Below are 20,482 nucleotides of genomic sequence, written 5' to 3' on the forward strand. Positions count from 1 at the left end.
TACATCCCGAAAGCCCCGCTTAATCCCGATAATTATCGGGATGCGGGGGGATTAGTCCCTTTCTTTTGGACTATTATATATTGAGTTTCGGTATAAATTCATTAAGGTTATTATACCATTTCATCAAACAAAAAAGCCCACGATTAAATCATGGGCTTTTTAAATATTGGTATTAACGGATTATGGTTTTGGTTGCTGAGGTTGTACAACTGGTGAAGTAGGTTGTTGCGGAGCTGTTTCTACAAAACCTTTCAAGGTAAGAGCTACAGAAGATGTTTTGCCGTTTGAAGTGACAGTAACAACTTTGTTGAACACACCAGGACGGCCTTGCGAGTTAAAAGTAGCGGTGATAACGGCTGTTTTGCCAGGAGCAATAGCTTCTTTAGGCCAAGTAGGTGTGGTGCAACCGCAAGAGGCTTGTACATTTGAAAGTATCAAAGGCTCTTTGCCGGTGTTTTTAAATTTGAACTCGTAGGTAGCAAGCGTGCCTTCTTTAATGTTACCAAAATCGTGAAGCGTTTCTTCAAATTGGATGTCGGCTTGATTAGGATTAGCTGCCACTGGTGCTGGAGTTTGTTGTGCGTTAACGCCCATTATCATGGCGAAAGCAAATGTAGCGGATAGAATAACTTTTTTCATTTTATATTTATTTTAATTTTAAGTGCGACAAATTTAATCCAATTATTGTACCAAAAAAATAGTTTGCAAAAAAATCTTGACTTAGCGTTTGAACTATTTTTCAGGATTAATTTACTATTGGTTTACGTTACCTGTTATATAAATTAGTTTCGTAGGTTGCGATTTTGAATTGGAAATAATTGTAACCGCTTTCGAAATACCACCTATCCTTCCTTGTGTATGATACACTACTTTAATGCCGGCTGTTGCTCCTGGTGCAATGGGGTCTTTCGGTGCTTCGGGGGCGGTACACCCGCATGGAGCAGTAACACCGGAGATAATCAAGGGTGAGTTACCTATATTTTTAAATTTGAATTCGTACATCACATCTGGTCCATTGGGTACATTGCCAAAGTCGTGGGTTTCTTTTTCAAAAGAAAACTCTGCAAAAGGCTCGGCAGGGGGTGCTGGCGGCACTTCCACTTTAGGCTCTTTTTTCTTTTTAAACAATCTCCAGCGGTGCGACTTCTCTGTTTTCTTTGCTGGAGGCTCTTGAGCTAATGCTTGGTTACTGATGCCCAAGGCTATCAAAAAAGTCAATGAATAAATAATTTTTTTCATATATATAAGTAATTTTTTTCTATTTACCAATCACCATGCCAAATGTTTTAGAATGATGAAAGAACATTGGCAAAGATATACCTGCACTACAATAAATCAAAATCATTCCCTGACGTGGAGCAACAAATCATTCTCCGCCGCGGCGGAACAAATCATCAAATCATAAATTAATACGCCCACTTAATCCAAATGGCTCCCCAAGTAAAGCCACCTCCGAAAGCCGATAACACTATATTATCACCTTTCTTCAATTTGTCTTCCCATTCCCACAAACAGAGGGGCAGCGTACCATTTGTGGTATTGCCAAAACGTTCAATATTCAACATCACTTTGCTGCTATCAATGCCCATACGTTCGGCAGTTGCATCTATAATTCTTTTGTTGGCTTGGTGTGGCACTAGCCAAGCTATATCATCGGCCACCAAATTATTGCGGTCCATTATTTCTCTGCTCACCTCGGCCATATTGGTCACCGCAAATTTGAAAACCGTCTTCCCTTCTTGATATACATAATGTTCGCGTGCATCAATTGTTTCATGGCTTGGTGGTTTTAAGGAACCTCCTGCTTTTTGGTGAAGGAACTCCCGCCCACTTCCATCTACACGTAGTATACTATCCATAATACCAAGTCCCTCTGTATTGGGCTCAAGCAATACTGCTCCCATTCCGTCGCCAAATATGATACAGGTATTACGCTCGGTATAATCTATAATAGACGACATTTTATCGCCGCCTACTACTACCACTTTTTTGTACTTGCCACTCAATATCATATTGTTGGCGGTTTCCAATCCGAATAAAAAACCAGAGCACGCAGCACCCAAATCGTAGGCCCACGCATTTTTGGCTCCAATCTTATCACATATAATGCAAGCTGTGGCAGGAAATACCATATCTCCGGTAATAGTGCAACAAATCAATAAATCTATTTCTTCGGCACTGATGCCCCGTTTCTTTAGCAAACCATTGATGGCCTCAACACCCATGTCACTGGTCGCTTTGCCAGGCTCGTTTAATATATGTCGTTCTTTAATACCTGTACGGGCCATAATCCACTCATCCGAAGTATCAACCATCTTTTCCAACTCTTCGTTGGTAAGTATATAATCGGGCACATAACCATGTACCGCTGTAATTGCTGCTGTAATTCCCATTCCTAGTTCTTAAAAATATAAAGACGGTGCAATATTCACCATTATTTTTGGGAATGTGAAACACAAAATTTTATAATTTCCCACCATTTGTTAAATTATTGAATGGTTTTAAGACATTTGTTCTTTGCTTTGCAGCTTCATTCATTATATAATATGCAAACAAATTATTGGACAGGGATACAACAGATAGGCATCGGCATTAAAAACGTTACAGAAGCTTCTCGCTGGTACCGTGATCATTTTGGTTTTACGGCTCAGGTTTTTGATGATGCTGGCGAGGCTGCTCTCATGCTGCCTTATACAAAAAATGAAGTGCGTTCTCGCAGAGCTATACTTTCATTGAACATGGCAGGCGGTGGTGGTTTTGAAATTTGGCAGTACACCAGTCGTGTGCCTGTGGAACCTGCAAAACCAATACGATTGGGCAACTTGGGAATATATGCTCCCAAACTAAAATGCCCCGATGTGCAAAAGGCCTACGCTTTTTTGAAAAGCAAAAATGTAAAAGTAGCAGAACCGACTGAAAACCCCAATGGAGAATTTACTTTTTGGGCTTGGGACTTATATAATAATCCTTTTAATTTGGCAAGTTCTAAAGATTGGTTTCAAAACGCAAAGCACCCGATTGGTGGAATTTGCGGTGCGGTAATTGGTGTTTCTGATATGGAGAAATCCATCAAGTATTATAAAGAAGTCTTGGGTTTCGATCAAGAAATATATAATACTACTGGAAATTTTTCTGATTTGCCCGATTTGCAAAATGAAAATTTTGACCGTGTATTATTGAAAAAAAATAAACCATCTGTAGGTGCATTTAGCAGATTGCTGGGCGATACAGAAATAGAACTAATACAAGCCATAGATTATAAAGGAACAAAAATATTTGAAGGCCGTGATTGGGGCGATACAGGTTATATACATATATGTTTTGATGTGGTGGACATGAAAGGGCTCGAAGCACATTGTATAAAACACAATTCACCTTTTACAGTTGATAGCGGGGAAACCTTTGATATGGGCGATAGTGGCGGACGATTTAGTTATACAGAAGACCCCGACGGAACCTTGATAGAATTTGTAGAAACCCACAAAGTTCCGATTCTTAAAAAGTTAGGTCTATTTCTCAATCTCAAAAACAAACAACACAAACCTTTGGCCGATTGGATGGTACGTTTATTGGGTATTAGTAAAGTGAAATGAGGAAACTATATTATATATTGTTTGCTGTTTGTATTATGATATCATGCAGTGTGGTAAAACCTAAATTATATATCATACAGGGTCATGTAACCCACTCGAAGAGCTGGTGCAGTGGCATGGCTCCGGGACCCGATTATTATCAAGAAGAACAAAATCCTGCTTCTTATATTGGGTTAAAATTATATATAAAACGAGGTAAAGAAAATAGTACAAAAAGCAAAATATATACAAGCATTATTACTGACACCGCAGGCAATTTTACCTTAAAACTTTCGGCAGGAAACTATATAATAATCCGTGAAGATAAACTTAAGAAAGCTATTATACCTCAAGATGCTCAATACGCGAAATGGGACTCGGCATGTATTATAGAGAATTGGCAAAATGGAGATTACAAATTCAGCGTCAATGAAAAATCAAACAAGAAAATCAGCTTCGATTTGAGGCAATATTGTACTTGGAATTATCCCTGTTTGGAGTACAGTGGACCTTTGCCACCGTGAGCATATTATATACTCTTATTTCCTTTGAAAATCTTTATAATTTGTCTACAACAAACTGAGGCATAAAATAGATTACTTCCGCTCTAACTTTGAACCATTCCTATATTACTGGGGAAGGTATATGAGCTAAAGTTTATTAAGTTCTTCAGAAACACTAAATGCATTTTCAAATAATGAAACTTCCCAATTAGAATCTATTTCATCTATTTTAACCCTACAACTTATGATTCCTTTTTTATATTTCACTTCTCGTAATTTCTTATTTAAACTATCAATTATTTTTTCAACACGTTTTTCTCTTTTTTTAGGTTTGTCACTAACTAGTGGAGATGCCATTAATAAATTCATACTTAAATCGGAGTATCTAATTAACATTTCGGATTCTGGAAGTTTGCTGTTTCTATTCCATGGTGTTAATTTAGAAATAGGTTTTTCAGTTAGTAGATTTAACCATATATCTTCATGAAATCCATTTTTAGATCCATGGTGAGGTATTTTAAATAAAGAAGATTTTTTATCTATTACTTGGCTGTTCTGAATAATATCTAACCATCCTTCATTGGGATTACATGTAATATAAAACAGTATATATAAAACTAATCTTATAACGCTCACGCCCCCTTAAACACTGCCTTCCTTTTCTCCACAAAACTCTGCACGCCTTCTTGGTAATCATTACTGCGGCCTGCTATTTCTTGGCAATGTGCTTCGTATTCTAGCATTTCATCGAGCGAGGAAGTACCTGCTTTGTTCAGCATTTTTTTTATCAAACCTATAGCTTTTGTAGGAGCAGTTTTATAATAGTCGGCGAATTTATTTACTTCTTCATCCAATTGTTCACCTGGTACCACACGGTTTACCATTCCCAATTGTAATGCTTCTGCGGCATTTACTTTGGTGCCCATGGTTGCCATTTCGAATGCTTTGCTACTTCCTACTGCACGAGGTAAAAAATAACTCGACCCTGAATCCAATACCAAGCCCACATTGATAAATACTTCTATCATACTTGCAGCTTCGCTGGCTACTATAATATCGCAGGCCAAGGCGATAGAACAACCCGCACCTGCAGCTACGCCATTCAATCTGCATATAATAGGTATGGGCAAATTTCGCATAGCACGAATAATCGGATTATACCTTTTATATAATGATTCGCTCAAGGAACGTTTCTGTCCTGCAATGGCTTTTAAATCCTGCCCTGAGCAGAAAGCTTTACCCGCACCCGTAAGCACTACCACACGAATAGATTTATCCTTTTCAATAGCTTTAAGTGCATCTTGCATCTCAAAACTTTGTTGGTCGTTAAAGGCGTTGAATGAATCGGGGCGATTGAGGGTGAGGCGGCAAACACCTTCAGTTATTTCATAAGTCAAAGTTTCGAATTGCATATATATTCTATTAATTTTTTAATCTCTATAATTTATCACGATGCAAAATAACATAAAAAAAGCCCTCGTTTTCACGAAGGCTTTTAAAATAATTTTTAAATTCGATTACTCAGCAATGTTTGCATTTTCGAATTGCATTTTGCCGTTTTGATCTTTGTAGTATATAACGGTTGCAACTGATAAGTTAGCAGCATTCCATACAGCAGGAATTGTTTTGGTGAAAGTTTTGCTAATTAATTTCCCTGCATCAATAGTACCACTTGCAAGTAACTCGCCAGTAACAGAGGTGGTGAAGCAATGACGTACCACATGGTTATGAATTTTGCTTACTGTTCCTTTTGTTTGTGTTTTTTGGTCTGCAACAAGTCCGTTTTCCAATATAAAAACAGCCATGTAATACTCTACACCACTTGCTGCTACCACAAACTTAGAATTGGTGGTTATTGACATGATATTGCCACTAATAGATTTTTTAATTCCTGTTCCTACTATCAAATCATTAATAGTAATACTATTAATTTTTGTGTTCATGGTTTTAACATTGTAGGTTATATCAGTAGTAACTCCTGCTGGAAAAACTAATGTGGTACCAACTCCCATTCTAGGAACAGCAGTTCCAGGCATAATGGTAGTCATAATTGCAGTTCCTGCTGTGGAGGTAAGCTCATCAGTGGCATGGCAACTAAATGGTACTACACTTGCCTTACTGTCTATAGACAATTTATCAAAAGTAGGCAAGCCATATTCGCCGCAAGGAGGACACCACAGACCTGTAACATCATAAACTGTAGCTTTTCTATCAGTTTGTGGTAATTGGCAAGTGCCGTCATCTTTTTTAGCATCTTTATTGTAATTAAATGCGTTAGGGTCCATACAACCTGGGGTTTCAACAGTGGTCTTTTTCTTACAAGAAGTCAGACCCATAGTGCAGACAAGAGCTGCAGCGGATAAAATTAGGGTAATTTTTTTCATGATTTGTTATTTTATATTTGGATTTGTGGTGCAATTTACAACATTTTTTAAATTATCAAACATTTAACCAATAAATAAATTTTACCACGATGGCCCTGTTTTTCATATTCAGGTACTGGTCATAGTTATCGGAGTACACCACAAACAAGTCGCTCATGGGACGGAACCGCCATTGCAGCCTGCAATTGAGGTTGGTATTTTTTGTTTGGGCATTATACTGCACAAAGGTGGTAAAGAAAAAATTCTTGGCAAATGCCATCTCCGCCTTTGGGCTAATGTATATTATATTGGCCGTTTTACTGGGATATTTTATCAAATCTTGCGACACATTCAAGCTGATAACTCCATAAGGCTGTAAACGGTAGCTTATGTCGAAGTATTTTGAAAAACGCTGACCGGTATAAAAGCCGCCATAGGTAGCACCAATACCAATATTATACTTTTTACGCTTATTGGTTTCGAACCTTGTATTGATATAGCGATAGTAATAGTCGCCTACCGGTAATTGTATTCCTGTAATATTTGTGGGGTACAAAAACCGTGTAAACTGGCTCACACATTCTAAAATAAAAGTTGCAGAGTTCTGAAACTTTACTTCCAAATTGGGATTCAATTGAAAATCGGTAATGCGATGTAAAGTAGAATCGAAATAGGTATCATTATATAATTCTGCTTTAAAATAATTTACATGCTTTTTAATTTTGCCTTTGGGATAAAAGCGGTATCCTACCTCAGGCTCCAGTCTACCATAACTCATCCGATTTACTTTACCTGTAGCTGCATTATATAATTCTGGACGGGGAACAAAACCTACTTGTGCTAAATAATGTTTACCTACATATTCATGGTTCCAAGTAGTGTAAAAAGTATTTGTTTGGTAAGCCAGAAATGAGGCATTTGCTTGGTTAGCCATATTGGTTTTATAGCCTGGTGCAAAACTTTGATGGACAAATACTTTACCCACCCATTTATTATCGGGCGATAGAATATTGAGATCCATTCCCATCACTCTATTATAGGAGGCTTCAGCATCGTTTACGTGACCCGTTTTTTGTCTGTTCACTATAATAAATTCCAAGTTGTGCGACCTAGGCCTTCCTTTTACAAATGCCAATTGCCGCTGAAAAGCCGCCACAAAATAATTCTGACCGTTTATCTGCAAAGCCTTGTCCGATGCGGTTTGCACATCCATAATTCCTGTTCGCCACAGCTTATTAATTTTACCACTTAGCCTGGCACCAGCTATAATAGGAATATTTTTTAATTGCAAATCTATTGGGCTTTGATACAGTCCAATTTGCCGCGAAAAAAAAGGACGAATTTGTCTAAACCCAAACTGACTAAACAAATCGGAATTTTCTAAAAAGAAAACGCGTTTTTCGGGATATGCAATATTGAAACGGGTTAGGTTTATTTGCTGCCTGTCAACTTCCACTTGCGAAAAATTAGGGTTAACTGTAAGGTCTAAATTAAGAGAAGGGGTAATTGCAATCTTTGCATCAAGCCCTATATTTTTTGTATAATTAGGTTTAGGCTGGCTAGCAGAATCTAAACTACTACCGGCAATTGCATAAGGAATTAAAGATATATTGGTGCCTGGGTTGGGCGGCTGTTCATCCCAAACCAATGTACCCGTAAATGCCAAACTTGCTATATTAAATATGCGTGGTACCCTTGTCCAAGTGCTGCTCTCATTTCGTTTCAAATCGTTGCGGCCAAAGTTCAAGCCCCAGGTATTTAAGTTTGCTTTGTAGCGTAATGTTTTTAATGGAATAGCCATTTCCACTACCCATCCATAACTATATCTTTTCACACTGCTATACCACACATTATCCCAATCGGTGGTTACCCCAAAATTTCCGCCGTTCGATATCAACCCTTCGCGTTGTGCACCTACCGGATTTACCCCAAATGCAAAACCATTTGTTTTGTCGCTGAAAGGTTCAAGTATAATAGTAAATGCATCGCTGATGGGGTAACTAAAATCTCGCTTAAGCGATTGGACTACATAATCTCCAGGCAAACTATCATAACAAATCGCAGCAACGTAAAAGAAATTATCATCGAACGAAACCATAGCTTCAGTATGCGTTTGTGCAGCACTCGTATCAAAGGGAAATACTTGTTGAAAGTCTTTGGCATGCTGGGCCTCGCCCCAACATTGCTCATCCAATATCGCATCAACTTTTACATTGCAATGTGCTTTTTTAATATGCAATTCTTGTGCATATATACTTTGTATAGATACATAAAAACAAAATAAACATATAGTAATTTTTTGGAACATGGGCGGCAAAGTTAAGGAAGCAGAACGATTTTATTTATATGCTACAGAATAACATTCTTCAGGATCTGTCTTATCTATCATTAATATTACGAGTTCATACACATAAGCTTTGTCATTAAAAGAGTAATCTTTTTTATATATTTCTTACCATCATAAAAATATTCTATACTACAATAATCACCTTTCATACTACTGAGTCCTATAACTCGTCCATCAATCAAAATTCCATTTTCATTAATTTGGTTTTTCTTTCGTTCTCCATAATATATTCGATAATTGGGATCCTCCAAATAATACCGACACTCAATGTATAGTAGTCCAAAAGAAAGGGACTAATCCACCCGCATCCCGATAATTATCGGGATTAAGCGGGGCTTTCGGGATGTAGTTCGGTATTACCATTCTAAAAACAACAATCCAACAAGAATTAATAATTGTTTTGTACCTTTTTTATCAAGCCATTTTCCAGTAGTGTTTGGCTTTTTTATTTTCATTTAAAAACAATACTATTTTATTGACAACAGACAAGCTATCTATACTATACACTTCCTACTTCCTACTTCAAACCTTCAACTTCCAACTTCAAACCTTCAACTTCCAACTTCAAACTTCCTACTTCAAAGCTCCTACTTCCTACTTTATACTTCCTAATTTATACTACACCCTATTCCCTCCACCGCAAACTCCCAATTAACTTCATCGCATCCTCATGCAAAAAATTAAATACGGGAGCTACGCTATCAGGCTCGGTGTGTGAATCAAAATATAATGCACCACGAAGAAAATGTTTTTTATTATCAGTTAAAAAAAACTGAAAAGCGGTTGCTGCCTTTCCACTCACTTCGTAGCGTAGACCTGTGGTATTGCTATCAGCTCCTTGTATCTCATACTCTTCTATATTACTTGCAACCGATTCATGTTTCCATGACAACATCCGGGTATCGTGCACTAGTCCTTGCAAAGTATTTTTAGGACTGATAGTTTTATAACTCAAATGCAAAGTAGCATTCATTTCTGGATAGCGAATATTAACCCAGTAAGGTTCGGCACCATTGCTATGGTCTTCTTGTGCAATAGCATAATCAGGAATTTCAAATGAATATGGAATTTCTTTATTATAAGTATGATAACTTTTGACAGGAAGATCTATCTGTTCAAATTCACGTTTTTTGGGTACATAATCATTGTGGCATGAGGTGATGACTATTATATATAATATACTAAAAAAACTTATAATACTTTTCATCTTTTCACCACTACTTTTATTCTACTAATTCTTCTCTTATCAACTGCTTCCACCGTGAAAGAAAATATGCTGTGTTCTATTTTTTGTCCGCGAAAAGGGAGTTTCCCGTTTAGCTCAAGTAGCAATCCAGCAAGGGTTTCAGCCTCGCCTTTGGCTTTTTCAAAACTATCGGGATCCACCTTCATCAGTTTGCATACATCATTAATTAATGTTTTACCTTCAAATATAAAAGTGTTTGCATCGAGCTGAGAATATAATCTTTCGTCTTCATCAAATTCATCATGTATTTCTCCAAATATTTCTTCCAAAATATCTTCCATTGTTACTATGCCCAAATTTCCGCCAAACTCATCAAAAACTATAGCTATATGTTTGCGTTGTGTTTGAAATTCTTTCAGCAAATCATCAATCATTTTGCTTTCGGGCACAAAGAATGCTTCACGTATTAATGTATGCCATTTATAGTTTGCTGGCTTTTCTATATGTGGAAGCAAATCTTTCATGGTAAGAATCCCTTTCACTTTATCGAACGATGAATCACACACAGGCATGCGTGAATATCCCCATTCGTTAAAGTATGCCATCACCTGCTTAAAATCCCAGCTTAAATCCACGCTCTTCACATCCATGCGTGGACGACTAATTTGTTTCACATCAGTATTACCAAAATTCACAATACCTTTCAGTATTTCTTTTTCTTGGCGGGGCTGATTGGCATGGCTTGTAATTTCGATAGCATGTTCCAAATCGTCCACCGTTACCATGTGTCCCTTTTTGGTAATTCTTTTATCTATTATAGAAGTACTTTTTACCAAAATCCAAACAAATGGAGACCAAAATTTACTCAAATAATATATAGGTAAAGCCATCAATCTTGAGAAACTCATATAATGCTGTGTTGCATAAATTTTCGGAGTAATCTCAGCCAAGAAAACTATAATAAAAGTAATAAATGTTACCTGAAAAACAAAGAAGGAAGTAGTCTTTTGTATTTCTGGATTTATGAGCAAATCGAACAAAGTATTGGAGACCAATACAAAGGCAATATTAATAAAATTATTCGTAATAAGTATAGTAGCCAATAATGTTTTTGGCTTGTTCAACAAAAACATGATAGCCTTTGAAGCAGGTGAATCTTCACTCTTTATTTCATCTAGCTTTTGCTTGGGAATAGAAAAGAAAGCATTTTCGCTACCCGCAACTAATGCCGAGCAAAAAAGGAGAATAAGTATGATAATAATAGCAATTACGGTTGAAGCAATTTCACCGGTTGTAACTTCGTTAAATATATGAAGCAATTGATAACTTCGTTCGGGTAAGGGGTTTTCCAAAATAGGGGTTTTAGGGTGAGAAAATTAAAAAGGCAAGTCGCCTGTAGGGTCGGGTGGAGTTTGTGGTGGAGTTTCGATGGGTGCTTGCTCGTTATGTGTATGCCCTTCACTGTTCACTTGGCCATCGGCATGGCCGCTCAATATTTCGAAACTGGTGCAGCGAATCGTTTTTCTCTGACGTGGTTCATTGGTATTTTTATCAGTCCAGTTTTCGGTGCGAATACGGCCTTCAATCATGACCTTCGATCCTTTTCTCAAATATTTATCTGCAATTTCAGCTTGGCGTTCCCATACTTCTATGTCGTGCCACTCGGTTAAGTTCACACGTTCGCCTTGCCTATTTGTATAGCTTTCGTTAGTTGCCAATGGAAAACGAGTAACTCGTCCACCGTTTTCAAATGCCCTAAACTCGGGGTCTTTACCCAAATTCCCTATCAAAAATACTTTGTTCATTTGGTTTTTTACTTGGTTTATATTGTTCGTTCAAAAACTTATCGAGCAATCGAGGAATCGCATAGCTCTCCATATTTTTAAAAGTGGTTTCAAAAATACCAAATTTGTTTAAGCTTACAAGTCTTTTATAAAAAAATATATGAAAACGGGCATGCAAATTACGGTGTGTGAGTTTGTGCAAATAGTCTGAACTACCATTGTATAATAGAGATTGGCGACCTTTTATATCTTTTAAAAAAATTTCATCCAGCAACTCATCCACTTCCAATAATTTCTCATGTTCTATTACGGGCAAATCATATAATCCTTTCCATATATCGTCAACACCCCGCTGTAGCAGGCAGAAGCTATCGTCTTTAACCAGAAAGAGATAGTTGAGATAACGATTTCGCACTGGTTTACTTTTAGTTTTTAAAGGAAGGTCGTTCACAGTTCCTTTACCGAGTGCCAAACAATTTTCGGCAATGGGACATTGCTCGCAATTAGGATTAGCAGGCTTGCAACAAATAGCCCCCAGTTCCATCATTGCCTGGTTGTGGTCGCCCGGGTTTTTCCTATCGAGCAGCTCTTCGGCAAGTTGGGCAAATTGATATTTTCCCTGAGAACTATTTATAGGAGTATCAATATTATATAACCTAGAAAGCACACGATAAACATTGCCATCTACCACAGCATGCGGCAATCCAAATGCAAGCGATGAGATCGCCGCTGCTGTATAATCGCCTACCCCTTTTAAACTGCGAATACTTTTGTAATCTTTGGGAAATTTGCCTTTACACTTTTCAAGTAATTCTTTGGCAGCCTCATGCATATTCCTGGCACGACTATAATAGCCCAAACCTTGCCATAGCTTCAACACCTCATCAATAGGGGCTTTGGCTAAATGTATAATACTAGGATATTGTGCTACAAATTTATAATAGTAGGGCATGCCTTGCTCCACACGCGTTTGCTGTAGTATTATTTCCGAAAGCCAAATTTTATAAGGATCCTTCGTTTCACGCCATGGCAAATCTCTTTGGTGGACTTGATACCATTTGGCTAATTTACGAGTTACTGAATGCATGAGACGGCCTGCAAAGTTAGGCTTTGTGGAACAAGCAAAAAAAATCTTTAATTAAGGTTTGGCATTTAAGAAAAAATTGCCGACTTTTGCACCCCCTAAAGGGGGAATCGTAAAACCTTGATTTTATGGCACGTAAGAAAATAAGAATGGAATTTGTATTAAGGGCTTCAGCAAGCTTGGTGTTCCCATACCTAAGCACCGCTGGCGGTTTATGTCAGTGGTTTTGTACTGATGTTGATACACGTTTAGACTACTTTAATTTTAAATGGGATACTGATATTCAGAAAGCTAAATTGCTGAAGAAAGTAACCAATAAGAGTATAAAATTCCAATGGGAAGGTTCGCCGGCGGATGAGTATTTTGAGTTTGAATTGGAGCGAGATGCCATTACCGATGGACTTGCTTTAATAGTTACCGATTTTACCGAAGAGGCCGAAGAGAAAGAATCCTTAATGCTTTGGGATAGCCAAGTGCAGGATTTGAAAACCTGTATAGGTGCCTAAATAAACTTAACGCTCCGCACCGCTTTGCAATGGATTGAAATTTTCACCGTCTTTTTTTTATCTGCCGTAAAAATGTTGGTGGGTTTGCTCACCGCAATTGCATTTAAATTTGATTCTCACAGTACTTTTATCATTTGTTCGCTAGGCGGGCTCACGGGTTGCAGTGTGTTTATATTATTGAGTTCTAAAATCTGGAAACTCATTGATAAATTTTTTAAATCCCGATTTAAAAGTACCAAAGTAAAAAAAAATTTTACGGCCAAAAATCGTAGGTTTATAAAAATAAAAAATAATTTTGGCCTACCCGGATTAGCAATCCTCACTCCTACTATTCTATCAATCCCACTAGGCTGTTTTTTGGCACTCAAATTTTTTAAAAATAAAACAAAAGTTGCAGTTTGGATGTTTAGCACAACCCTACTATGGTCGTTAATGGTAAGCTACTTATACGAATATTTTAAATAAACATGGCTGCTGCTACCCCATCGGCCATCAGCTTTCCGGGTTTGTTTAGTATGATAATATCATTTTCTACATTTATATAACCTAATATAGCTTCTTCCCCAAGCATATTATATAGGTAATTATAATAATCATTCCCGAAAATCGATTTTACTTCCTGCATTTTAATCCCCGATGAGGTTCTTAAACGGGTCATGATATATTCATTATATAAGTTTTGCTTCGACAAATTTTCGGTTTCATACTGTAAAGGGTTTATAATATAATCCCCCAAATGAGCGGTATTTTTTTTGCGGACATTAACTCCATCATAACTATGTGCCGATGGTCCCAAACCCAAGTAGGGAAAGCCCTTCCAATAGTTTGAATTATGAACCGCCTCATATCCTGCTTTACTAAAATTTGAAATTTCGTATTGGCAAAAATTATTTGTTGCGGTCCAGTCCATCAATATCTCAAACTGCTCCACAAATTTTTCATCAGGACTATTATTATATATTCCTTTCTTAATCAATTTCTCCAATGGGGTTTTGGGTTCCACCGTTAATTGATAACAGGATAAATGTTTAATGTGCGAATATTTCGAAACGCTATCCAAATTTTGCACCCATTTTTCATTGCTCAAAATATCAAATCCATATATCAAATCGGCAGATATATTATCGAAACCTGCAAGTGCAATATTATCTAAACTAGCTATAGCTTGTTCCTTATTATGGGCACGGTTCATCCACTTCAAATCCTCTTCAAAAAAAGATTGAATTCCCACACTCAACCTATTAATGGGTAAAGATTTCAGCTCCTTAAGCTTTTGTAAATCTAGATCATCAGGATTTGCTTCTAAAGTAATTTCTGCATGCTCATCTATTTGATAAATATTATATATCTTCTCGAATATTTTTGCCAGATATTTGGTATCCAAAAGTGAAGGAGTTCCGCCGCCAAAATAAATAGAACTAATTGGCTTAGAATTATCAAGTTCACCTTTCCTATTTTCTAATTCAAGTATTATACTTTGGGTAAATTCTTCTTGTAATTTATTATTCGTTACAAAATAAAAATCGCAGTAGTGGCATCGCTGCCGGCAGAAGGGTATGTGGAGATAGAGGCCCTGCATTTTTAGTTAATAGTTAATAGTTAAAAATTGTTGCGTTAGCACTGTTCACTGTTCACTATAAACTTTTAACTACCTTATTCTTTATTATAATATATCACCTTATTCTTTGGCGATTTTACCGTGTAACTTATTTTAAGTTTTTTGATTTCGCCTGGTTGCAAGGTGAGGTGCCAAGTAAGTTTGCCTTCATCAGCATTTATAGTAGCCCCGCTACTTTCTTCCAATGTTATTTCTACTTGTTTATCGGTAGACACTGGAATATTGTCTTCTATAATAATATCCTGGGCTATATTTTTGGTATTGCGTACACTAATTTCAAAAGTATTGGTTTCTTTTTTGGTAGAACCCAAAAACGCTTTTTTACTACTTTCACGCAATTTTTTACGTTCAACTAATATACTTTTATCGACGCCCAATGATATATTCAAGGTATCATTTTCATCGCTGCTCACATTGCTTTGGCCCACAAAGGTTCCATCAAAATATACATTTGCTCGGCCATTCAATTGCCCGAGTTCTTCATTTCCGCTAATACGTCCTATCAAATAAGTTTGCTGGTCAAGCTTGGGCACCGCCGAGAGTTCATATACCGCAGGCATTTCAAAAACTTGTGCGTCCACCGTATTTACTTTTCCATCAGCTAAAATGCTATAAGGAATAGCTATATTAAATTCTATATTAAAAACATTGCTACTCATTACCATTCCTTCACTACTATGTTTTCTGCCATTTAGTGCATTTTCTTTTTTATGAACCATAACATTACCTCTAAACGAATTTGTCTCTTCTTCAGCATCATTCCTTCTATCAAAAGTATAAGCAGTATATACAGGATTTAATACAGGACGTGAATTACCCAATGACGGATTACCATTCGATATTTTCAAAATCACATTGTTCCAATCTTCGCCCGTGGTTTGGGTAATATTTGCTTTATAAGTTAACTGCATGGGGCTTTTCAAATCTTTAACCCTCACATCGTAACTAGCGTACCAACTAACTCCATATACTAAATATACCAAATTTAATTTTAAAGTTTTCTTATTTTCACTGTATAGTTTTAGATGTACTTCCTTTTGAGCCGTGCTATAATCATTGATCATCTGATCTCCTTGCCTTTGGATGATTATTTGTTTGTCTATGAATTTTTTCCGCTGCATTTTTATTTTCAACAACTCATCCTTTATGGTATAAATTCGTTTTTTATATAATGCATGCAATTCTTCCAAAGTAGAAACATCCGAGCCTTTTTCATTAATATTTTTGTTGTTCAATAATAAATTCAAATCTTCGTCTAATACCTTTTTTTGGTTGCTTAATTGGTCAATCAATAATTGCAAATATTCAATAGAATCTGCCATTTCATTGAGGCGTTTGGGCTTGTCTTCTCCACTATTCAAATAATTTTGTTTTACAGACATTGATAATACTTGTATACTCCCCAAGCCCTTTAATTGCATGCTGGCATCATTCATACTTAAGGGTAAATTTTCTATAATAAAATAGTTTTCGCCCTTTTCCAAACTCAGTTCACATTCTCTAGTTATCAAGGCTCCACTTATATAAACAGTGGCATTCGTAATTTTCGACTTCACATGGTTGCCTTCTTGAGCTTTTAACTGAGTTACACCCAACAAAAAAAGAAGTATGATATATATATTTGAATTTTTCATTACTATAATAGTTTATATTTAAGCTCAATTAGTTTTGGGTTTTTTGGGATAGCTTATTTTGTAGGCAAATTTCAACTTAATACTTTCACCAGCTTTCAAGTCTATTTTCCAAGTGAGTTTGCCACTGGTTTCATCATATTCTGCGTTTCCATTATCAATCAATTCTACCTTTATATCGCTGGTATTGCTCAATGGTATTTGGTCTTCGACTATAAGTTTCACATCAGTAGTTTTCAAATTACGAACGCTGATTTCATATATCGATTCATCAATTTTTGAATTCCCACTAAAAGAACGTTTGCTATAATCTTTCAATTTTTTACGATCGACCAACATACTTTTATCTCTACCTAAAGAAACCTCTAAGGTATCATTTTCGTTTACATGTAAATAAGATGTTCCCATAAAATCGCCAGCAGTATATATATTGGCCATAGCTGTTAATTGTGCTATCTCTTCCTTAGGTTCGAATACCGCAGTAAGGAAAACAGATTTTTCCAATTTGGGAACTGTTATAAGTTTATACTCTGGAGTAATTTCATAATTACGCAAAGCAATTAATTGTGCAGGCTCACCTGTTTTAAAAGTATAGTTTTTATCGGTGGTGAATTCTATTCGTAAAGGATTTGAATTATAAGTTGCGTTAAGATTTAAAGCTGTATAAGTACCAGTATGTATCCCGTCTATATATAAAGATTGGCCGCTACTTCTAGCTCCTCCTATTTTATTAAGTAGTGGTGCTGACACTACCTGCCCACCATATGCATCTTCTTCAGTTGAACCCTCTTCTGTTGAATAGGCTGGTTGAACTTTTCGTTTGCTTCTCGTTTCACTTCTTTCATCACCATCCCCGGCACTATCATACTTCCCCTTTTTATCCTCTGTTTTTCTAATTCGCCCTACTGCTTGTTCCTTTACTTCCTCATCTTGGGTTGCTTTAATATCTACTGTTTGTTCAGATACAGTGGCTGGTGCATTATTATCCGCATAACCTGTAGACATAGGTTGCGATACTTCTTGAATTCCCACAGCCCAGGTAATGGTAGCTTCGTTTTTATATAATATAGGTTTTATTCCATTCATATTGGGGTTTCCTGTGGTAATTTTGAGTGGAATATTGGTCCAGTCTTCCAAAGTACTTTGCCAGGCACTGGCTTTATAAACTAATTTTAAAGGTTTGTTTACTTCTTCAAAAACCACATCATATATGGGAGTCCAACCACAATTTTTTACATAATACGTAAGCGATATTTTTATTCTTTTCTTGGTATCCGATTTTATCACTGCAATTATTTGTTTACTACCCATGGTACTGCCATCGCTCTCGGTACGCAGTTGTTTGTAAAATTTTTCACTACGCAAATTCAATGCTTTAATCATTAATTTTTGTCTTAAAATATCATCATATAATGGGGGCAATTTTTTATTATAATAATCCTCCAGTTCTTCTAACTGCGATACACCATCATTGGCTTTGTCTTGCACCACTCTATTGTTTTTGGTAATCAATTTTATTTCTTGTTCCCATGCATATATTCTGTTTTTGCAAACAGCAATTTCATATTTTATTTTATCAATAGAATCTTGCACATGCGTCTCTTTTTTCTCGCCGGCTGTGTTCAAATAATCAATTTGCTTAAAAACATTGAGCAAGGTAACACCTTGTGTACCGCCAATCTGCACACTATTATCATCAATATAGGGCGATAGTTTGTCGAACATATATTGCCAGGTACCAGGTTCTATTGTAATATCAGCTTCACGGGTTACTTGTGCCCCTTGTACAAATAAAGAAACCTTGGTAATGGTACTAGTGATTGTAGTTTTTCTTGCTTCCTGTGCATACGAATATGCTTGCATCAGGATAAAAATGTATATAATATATTTCTTCATAAGGAGTGTTGTATCTCTTTAAAAATGGAATGGTAAATGTTAATAGGCAATTTTCATATATATCGGAAAGTGATCGGAATATCCGTTCAAATATTTAGGGCCAACAAATGTTCTATATGGCTTTCCTTTATATTTAGGATTTTGTTCTTGTATATATTCAGGTTTGAAAATAGTTACCGAATTGGGCACATAATGCAATTTATTATTTTGGTATAGTAGATGGTTACTCATCATAAACTGATCTATCAATTCATATTTTTTTTGATATACTATGGTTCCTTCCCCCTTCTTTTTCAAATCGAGCATGGGGTTATAGAGTTCATTATAACTACTTTCGCCCATAGTAAAGTTACATTTCAGTATATATTTAATAGAGGAATCATCGGGCTCATCATTGAAATCGCCCATCATCACTATATTGCTCTGATAATTGGCCGCAATGATGGAATCGAATTTAGATTTTAAAATTGCGGCAGCTGTACATCTGTTTGGAGCACTTTTCTCGATACCTCCTAATCTACTAGGGAAATGGTTGACGAAGAATACTATTGTATCATTTTTGGCGTTTAATAATTGCACCATCAAAATATCACGGGTGGCACTGCGTTTTTTATCAGGGAGTTTTACTTTGTACTTTTTTGAATCGATAAAAGTGAACAGACTCTTTTTATAAAATAGTGCCACGTCAATGCCACGCATATCGGGCGATTCGTAATGTACAATTTCGTAACCTTTCCTTTGCAATAGCGGGGTTTTTACCAAATCCATCAAAACCCTACGGTTTTCAATCTCGCACAAACCTATCACATCCGGGCCATCGTCACTACCCAATTCGCTAATTACTTTTGAGAGGTGCAGTAATTTGTTGGCATATTTCTCACTGTCCCATTTGTTTTCCGCCAATGGCAGAAATTCCTCATCATTTTTCTTTTTATCATTGATAGTGTCAAAAAGGTTCTCGACATTATAAAAAGCAACAGTGTATTGTTTTTGGGAGAATGCTGTGTTTACAGTAACAACCGCAAACAAGAAAATGGCGAATATCTTAAATTTCATGTGTTTGAATGATGGGCAAAGTTAATACCACTTAAGGCTATAATATCCACAAAACACCCACTATATTTGAATTGTAAAAACTATAGACTTTGTTTGCAAACATAATGAAACACCATACAAAATTTACCATTTGTTTACCGCTCTTATTTTTTGTGGTGATGTGTGGCAATAGCCCACAAGTAAAACCTTCCGCAAAGCAACCCAAATATAGTTTCAGTGGTTTGTGGGTAAACCAAGACTGGGTGGATAGTTTGAAATTATATAAATCAGCCAAATTTATCAAAACAAATGGCTGCCTTGAATTATTTATTTCCGATTCTGCTCAACGAGCTTGGAGTTTTGAAGGCGAGGCTGATCCCGCAATAGCTTCGTGGTATTTTGAACATCCCAATATTAATTTTAGGTTTAGTGCCAAACGCGATTCTTTAATTCAATTGAAAACCGCAGGTGAATTTCTTTATTATAATGGCCCCGACAAACAAATACGTTTTGCCCGCTGCGACAGCCAATATTATGAAAAGCCAACCACGCAAGGCTACCAAACGGCGACACGCAAAATAGCCAATGATGTATTATTGGCAGGAAAGTTTAGTATTATAGAAAATCATACTGGCATTAATTACAAAAAAGAAATCACATTTACCAAAGATGGAACGATAGAAAACTTAAGTCCATATGAACATTTTGAAATATGCTTGGCGGGCAACTGCAGAAGGTTTTGCGACGAAATGGACTTGGTATATTTTAGCCCAGTAAAAAATGAACCCGGTGGGAAGTTTTACAGTTTTTGTTGGAAAAAAAATATACTAGAATTATATGAAGTCCGCAGCCTAGAATGGATGAGCGACTGGCCCGATATACAACCTGAGAGACTTTGGATGAAGTTGTCAGTAGCCAGTAAACAGTAGTAAGTGGTCAGTGCTCCGCCGCGGCGGA

Annotated in this window: 19 protein-coding genes; 4 read left to right on the forward strand and 15 right to left on the reverse strand. The window is 36.6% G+C overall.

The annotated features are described in order from the left end of the window. Positions 1 to 180: 180 nt before the first annotated feature. The 3 genes from SGJ10_03230 to SGJ10_03240 all read right to left on the reverse strand — a co-directional run bounded on the left by SGJ10_03230 (position 181) and on the right by SGJ10_03240 (position 2,393). Positions 181 to 639, reverse strand: coding sequence for a DUF1573 domain-containing protein (locus SGJ10_03230; protein MDZ4757138.1), 459 nt, complete (start codon positions 637 to 639; stop codon positions 181 to 183). A 114-nt stretch (positions 640 to 753) separates the two neighbouring features. Next, positions 754 to 1,239: a DUF1573 domain-containing protein gene (locus SGJ10_03235; protein ID MDZ4757139.1), complete on the reverse strand. Its 486-nt coding sequence runs from the start codon at positions 1,237 to 1,239 to the stop codon at positions 754 to 756. A 167-nt stretch (positions 1,240 to 1,406) separates the two neighbouring features. After that, positions 1,407 to 2,393, reverse strand: a complete 987-nt coding sequence (locus tag SGJ10_03240) for a beta-ketoacyl-ACP synthase III (protein ID MDZ4757140.1) — start codon at positions 2,391 to 2,393, stop codon at positions 1,407 to 1,409. A 153-nt stretch (positions 2,394 to 2,546) separates the two neighbouring features. On the opposite strand from SGJ10_03240, the gene SGJ10_03245 reads away from it, so the two are divergent. Both SGJ10_03245 and SGJ10_03250 read left to right on the forward strand, forming a co-directional pair. Beyond that, the gene (locus tag SGJ10_03245; GenBank protein MDZ4757141.1) at positions 2,547 to 3,593 is read left to right on the forward strand and encodes a VOC family protein; all 1,047 of its coding nucleotides are present in this window, start codon (positions 2,547 to 2,549) and stop codon (positions 3,591 to 3,593) included. Further along, positions 3,590 to 4,096: a hypothetical protein gene (locus tag SGJ10_03250; GenBank protein MDZ4757142.1), complete on the forward strand. Its 507-nt coding sequence runs from the start codon at positions 3,590 to 3,592 to the stop codon at positions 4,094 to 4,096. The genes SGJ10_03245 and SGJ10_03250 overlap by 4 nt, the downstream gene beginning before the upstream one ends. 126 nt (positions 4,097 to 4,222) lie before the next feature. Here the strand turns inward: SGJ10_03250 and SGJ10_03255 are convergent, their stop codons facing one another. The 8 genes from SGJ10_03255 to mutY all read right to left on the reverse strand — a co-directional run bounded on the left by SGJ10_03255 (position 4,223) and on the right by mutY (position 12,842). Further along, positions 4,223 to 4,711 carry a hypothetical protein gene (locus tag SGJ10_03255; protein ID MDZ4757143.1) on the reverse strand — a complete coding sequence of 163 codons (489 nt, stop codon included), beginning with the start codon at positions 4,709 to 4,711 and terminating at the stop codon, positions 4,223 to 4,225. After that, entirely contained in the window at positions 4,708 to 5,487 is a 780-nt protein-coding gene (locus SGJ10_03260) for an enoyl-CoA hydratase-related protein (protein MDZ4757144.1), read from the reverse strand. The genes SGJ10_03255 and SGJ10_03260 overlap by 4 nt, the downstream gene beginning before the upstream one ends. Positions 5,488 to 5,592: 105 nt before the next feature. After that, entirely contained in the window at positions 5,593 to 6,459 is an 867-nt protein-coding gene (locus SGJ10_03265; GenBank protein MDZ4757145.1) for an Omp28-related outer membrane protein, read from the reverse strand. Between the two features lie 55 nt (positions 6,460 to 6,514). Continuing rightward, positions 6,515 to 8,746 (reverse strand): DUF5916 domain-containing protein, encoded by a 2,232-nt coding sequence (locus SGJ10_03270; protein MDZ4757146.1) that lies wholly within the window; start codon positions 8,744 to 8,746, stop codon positions 6,515 to 6,517. Positions 8,747 to 9,410: 664 nt separating this feature from the next. Then, the gene (locus SGJ10_03275; GenBank protein MDZ4757147.1) at positions 9,411 to 9,992 is read right to left on the reverse strand and encodes a gliding motility lipoprotein GldD; all 582 of its coding nucleotides are present in this window, start codon (positions 9,990 to 9,992) and stop codon (positions 9,411 to 9,413) included. Then, on the reverse strand, positions 9,989 to 11,323 hold the full coding sequence (gene gldE, locus SGJ10_03280) for a gliding motility-associated protein GldE (GenBank protein MDZ4757148.1): 1,335 nt from the start codon (positions 11,321 to 11,323) through the stop codon (positions 9,989 to 9,991). The genes SGJ10_03275 and gldE overlap by 4 nt, the downstream gene beginning before the upstream one ends. 24 nt (positions 11,324 to 11,347) lie before the next feature. Beyond that, positions 11,348 to 11,776: a single-stranded DNA-binding protein gene (gene ssb / locus SGJ10_03285; GenBank protein ID MDZ4757149.1), complete on the reverse strand. Its 429-nt coding sequence runs from the start codon at positions 11,774 to 11,776 to the stop codon at positions 11,348 to 11,350. After that, entirely contained in the window at positions 11,742 to 12,842 is a 1,101-nt protein-coding gene (gene mutY / locus SGJ10_03290) for an A/G-specific adenine glycosylase (protein ID MDZ4757150.1), read from the reverse strand. The genes ssb and mutY overlap by 35 nt, the downstream gene beginning before the upstream one ends. Positions 12,843 to 12,967: 125 nt before the next feature. Between mutY and SGJ10_03295 the strand changes: the two genes are divergently transcribed. Continuing rightward, positions 12,968 to 13,345 (forward strand): START-like domain-containing protein, encoded by a 378-nt coding sequence (locus SGJ10_03295; protein ID MDZ4757151.1) that lies wholly within the window; start codon positions 12,968 to 12,970, stop codon positions 13,343 to 13,345. A 457-nt stretch (positions 13,346 to 13,802) separates the two neighbouring features. Here SGJ10_03295 and hemW read toward each other — a convergent pair whose 3' ends face one another. The 4 genes from hemW to SGJ10_03315 form a co-directional block, all read right to left on the reverse strand. After that, positions 13,803 to 14,924, reverse strand: coding sequence for a radical SAM family heme chaperone HemW (gene hemW, locus SGJ10_03300; protein MDZ4757152.1), 1,122 nt, complete (start codon positions 14,922 to 14,924; stop codon positions 13,803 to 13,805). 74 nt (positions 14,925 to 14,998) lie between these two features. Beyond that, a complete protein-coding gene (locus tag SGJ10_03305) occupies positions 14,999 to 16,597 on the reverse strand; it encodes a mucoidy inhibitor MuiA family protein (protein ID MDZ4757153.1) in 1,599 nt (532 codons plus the stop codon). Positions 16,598 to 16,621: 24 nt separating this feature from the next. Beyond that, entirely contained in the window at positions 16,622 to 18,457 is a 1,836-nt protein-coding gene (locus SGJ10_03310; GenBank protein ID MDZ4757154.1) for a DUF4139 domain-containing protein, read from the reverse strand. Positions 18,458 to 18,529: 72 nt separating this feature from the next. Continuing rightward, positions 18,530 to 19,546 (reverse strand): endonuclease/exonuclease/phosphatase family protein, encoded by a 1,017-nt coding sequence (locus tag SGJ10_03315; protein MDZ4757155.1) that lies wholly within the window; start codon positions 19,544 to 19,546, stop codon positions 18,530 to 18,532. Positions 19,547 to 19,650: 104 nt separating this feature from the next. On the opposite strand from SGJ10_03315, the gene SGJ10_03320 reads away from it, so the two are divergent. Further along, positions 19,651 to 20,454, forward strand: a complete 804-nt coding sequence (locus SGJ10_03320) for a hypothetical protein (GenBank protein ID MDZ4757156.1) — start codon at positions 19,651 to 19,653, stop codon at positions 20,452 to 20,454. Positions 20,455 to 20,482 lie beyond the last annotated feature (28 nt).

This window comes from Bacteroidota bacterium (assembly GCA_034439655.1).
Lineage (GTDB): Bacteria > Bacteroidota > Bacteroidia > UKL13-3 > UKL13-3 > CANJUD01.